The organism is Paenibacillus sp. 598K, from assembly GCF_003851045.1.
In the GTDB taxonomy this organism is placed as follows: Bacteria; Bacillota; Bacilli; order Paenibacillales; family Paenibacillaceae; genus Paenibacillus_D.
The window spans coordinates 59,715-63,046 of sequence record NZ_BFBX01000088.1 but is presented as its reverse complement, the minus strand read 5'-3'; the positions used below and the strand labels follow the sequence as shown (position 1 = coordinate 63,046).

At 63.1% G+C, this 3,332-nt stretch carries 4 protein-coding genes and 1 pseudogene; all 5 read left to right on the top strand.

Annotated features, from left to right (window positions below; all coding sequences use genetic code 11):
- Nucleotides 1-1,042 (top strand): CpaF family protein (locus PA598K_RS23950; protein WP_148091982.1); only part of this gene is annotated, 1,042 nt, incomplete at its 5' end.
- Nucleotides 1,030-1,782 carry a type II secretion system F family protein gene (locus tag PA598K_RS23945; protein WP_128659379.1) on the top strand — a complete coding sequence of 251 codons (753 nt, stop codon included), beginning with the start codon at nucleotides 1,030-1,032 and terminating at the stop codon, nucleotides 1,780-1,782. The genes PA598K_RS23950 and PA598K_RS23945, both read left to right, overlap by 13 nt.
- A 34-nt stretch (nucleotides 1,783-1,816) precedes the next feature.
- Nucleotides 1,817-2,701, top strand: coding sequence for a type II secretion system F family protein (locus PA598K_RS23940; RefSeq protein WP_260405582.1), 885 nt, complete (start codon nucleotides 1,817-1,819; stop codon nucleotides 2,699-2,701).
- 44 nt (nucleotides 2,702-2,745) lie between these two features.
- Nucleotides 2,746-2,937: a Flp1 family type IVb pilin gene (locus PA598K_RS23935; protein WP_128659377.1), complete on the top strand. Its 192-nt coding sequence runs from the start codon at nucleotides 2,746-2,748 to the stop codon at nucleotides 2,935-2,937.
- Nucleotides 2,938-3,047: 110 nt separating this feature from the next.
- Nucleotides 3,048-3,332, top strand: a pseudogene (locus tag PA598K_RS23930) (pilus assembly protein); the annotation flags it as partial.

Here is a 3,332-nt window from a genome sequence, read left to right as displayed (position 1 = left end):
GCAGCCGCTGATCGACGATCCGTCGGTCACCGAGATTATGATCAACGATTATGACGAGATCTTCATCGAGCGGGGCGGCGGGATGAGTCGATACCCGCACGCCTTCGAGAGTCGCGAGCGGCTCGAGGATCTGATCCAGAGCGTCGTCTCCCGGGTCAATCGGGTTGTCAACGAATCGTCGCCGATCGTCGATGCCCGGCTGCCGGACGGCTCGCGGGTCCATGTCGTGCTGCCGCCGATCGCGCTCAAGGGCCCGACGATGACGATCCGCAAGTTCCCCGAGCAGCCGCTCCTGATGGCCGATCTGATCCGTATGGGCGCGGTCGGCGAGGAGGCGGCAAGGCTACTGCGCCAGCTGGTCGTCGCCAAGTACAACATCTTCATCAGCGGCGGCACCGGCTCGGGCAAGACGACGTTCCTCAACGCGCTGTCGCAGTTCATCCCCGCCGATGAGCGGATCGTCACGATCGAGGATTCGGCGGAGCTGCAGATCCGCACGGTGCCGAATCTCGTGTCGCTGGAGACGCGCAACGCCAACACCGAGGGCAAGGGCGAGATCCCGATGCGCGATCTGATCCGCGCCTCGCTGCGGATGCGACCGTCGCGGGTCGTCGTCGGCGAGGTGCGGGGTGGAGAGGCCTTGGATATGCTGCAAGCGATGAATACGGGGCATGACGGTTCTTTAAGCACTGGCCACGCTAACAATACGAGAGATATGCTCGGCCGACTCGAAACGATGGTGCTGAGCGCCGCCGATCTGCCGGTGCCGGTCATCCGGCAGCAGATCGCCTCGGCGATCGACATCATGATCCACCTCTCGCGGCTGCGTGACCGCAGTCGGCGCGTGACCGAGATCAGCGAGGTGCTCGGGCTGGAGGGCGGCGAGGTGCGGACGCGCTCGCTCTATCGGTTCGTGGAGGAGGGCGAGCGCGAGGGTCGGATCGTCGGCTCGCTGCAGCCGACGGGGGAGCCGATGCAGAGCATCGCCAAGCTGCAGATGGCCGGACTAACGGGGAGGGAGGGCGAACCATGCAGGAGCTGACGGATTACCGCGTCTACACGCTCAGCAAGAGCCAGCGTGCGCTTGCAGTGGCAGTAGGAGGTCTGGTCGTCTTCGCGGCGGCTTATCTGTTCTACCGCTCGTGGATTGTCGCGCTGTTGTTCGCGTCAGCGGGGCTGTGGGCGCCGCGTTTGTGGCGGGACCATCTGGCCGAGCAGCGGCGGCAGCGGCTGCGCTTGCAATTTAAGGAGGCGCTCGCCTCGCTCACTTCCTCGCTGGCGGCAGGGCGTTCGGTGGAGAACGCGTTCCGGACGCTCGCCGACGATCTGCAGCTCATCTACCCCGATCCGAAGACGGATATCCTGCGGGAGTTTATCCTGATCCGCATCCGGCTGGACAATGGGGAGCCGCTCGAGCCGGTGCTGCGCAACTTCAGCGAGCGGGCGGGGATCGAGGATGTGACGAACTTCGTCGACGTGTTCGCGACAGGCAAGCGGACCGGCGGCGATCTGGTGGAGATCATCCGGGCGACGGCGCAGACGATCGGCGAGAAGCTGGACATCCAGCTGGAGATCGCGGTCATGATCGCGCAGAAGAAGTTCGAGAGCCGCATTATGATGGTCATCCCCTTCGTCTTCCTGGGCTTCCTGGCGGCGACTGCGCCGGACTATATGGCGCCGCTGTATGCCAGTCCGATGGGCTATGTGCTGCTGACGGTCTGTCTGGCCGTCCTGACGCTGTGCTATTGGTTCATGATCCGCCTGATGGCGATCCGCATCTAAGAGAGGTGTACGAGGAAGGAGAGAGGTGAGGGAGATGTTGCTGGCTCAACTAGCCGCAGCGCTGCTGCTGCTCCTGTGGGCGGGCGGCTATGGCTGGGCGGCGCTGCAGGTACGAGCGCAGCGAGGCGGGGCGCGGCGCAAACGCAAGGAGCCGCTCGTGTGGCATCTGACGTTGCCCTGGCTTGCCGCGGCCGAGCGCTTCGGCGTCTGGGATCAGCTGCAGTCGCCGCTGACGATCATGCATAGCCGCCTGCTCATCCTGAACGGCGAGCGTCACAGCTTCGACGATACGAAGCAAGAGCTGGCGCTTGCCGTCGCTTACGGCTATGCCGCGCTGACGGTCGCGGCGCTGATGGCCTGGCAGAGCGGGGAGCCGATGCTGCTGGCGGTCGGGGCGGTCATCGCCGGCGTCCTGCCGGCGGCCAAGCTGCGGGATCAGAAGACGCGCCTCCATCGCCGCAAGCAGCAGGTGCTGCTGGCGATGCCGGAGCTCATCAGCCAGCTGATGCTGCTCATCGGCGCAGGCGAGACGATCCAGCGAGCGCTGCTGCGCTGCCAGGCCAGTCATGTCCGGGAGGCGTCCGCAGGCCATCCACTCTATGCGGAGCTGACCCGGCTCTGTCACGACATGCATAACGGCGTCGCCTTCCATGTGGCGCTGGAGGGCTTCAGCAAGCGCTGCGCCGTGCAGGAGGTTGCGATGTTTACGACCAATCTGCTGCTGAATTACCGGCGCGGCGGCGACCGGCTGCGGCTGTCGCTCCGCGAGCTGTCTTATTCGCTCTGGGAGAAGCGCAAGTCGGTCTCCCGCACCTTGGGCGAGGAGGCCTCGTCCAAGCTGGTGTTCCCTCTGGTGGTCATCTTCCTCGTGCTGATGGTCATCGTCGCGTCGCCGGCGGTATTGATGATGTCTTTCTAGGAAGGTTTGCAACAACAACTTTAATTGAGGAGTGAGGGAACGAGATGAAGATGAGTCAAATGGCAAAGCAGTTCTGGAATGAGGAAGACGGCATCGGGACGTTGGAGATTGTGTTGATTATTGCGGTTATTGTGGTCATCGCTATTATTTTTAAGGATTGGATTATCGGGCTTGTCAAGGATATCTTGGAGAAGGCTGGGGGCAAGGCTAACGGCATATTCACTGAACCAAAATGATTGAAACTCCTTTACGCAAAGGGAGAAATATTGTAGCTAAGCTCTGTCGAGGGGAACGAGGCAACTTCACCCTCGAAGCAACCTTCGTCTTCCCGGCGGTGCTGATTGCGGTGCTGGCAATGCTGTTCATGAGCATGTACGTCTACCAGAAGGTCGTGCTGTACCAGAGCGCATCTACGGCGGCCTGGCGGGCGGCGCACAGCTGGGACAACAGCTACCGCGACGCCCGGAGCGGCCTGGCGCCGGTTGGACAGTATGACGGACTGTATTGGCGCGTCCATGACGATCATATGCTTGACTCGCTGTTTGGCCTCGTCGCCGACAGCGAGCCGGTGCGGGTGGAGCTGCCGGGCGGCAGCTCTGCCGATGGAGGGCTGCCGACGACCAAGCTGTCG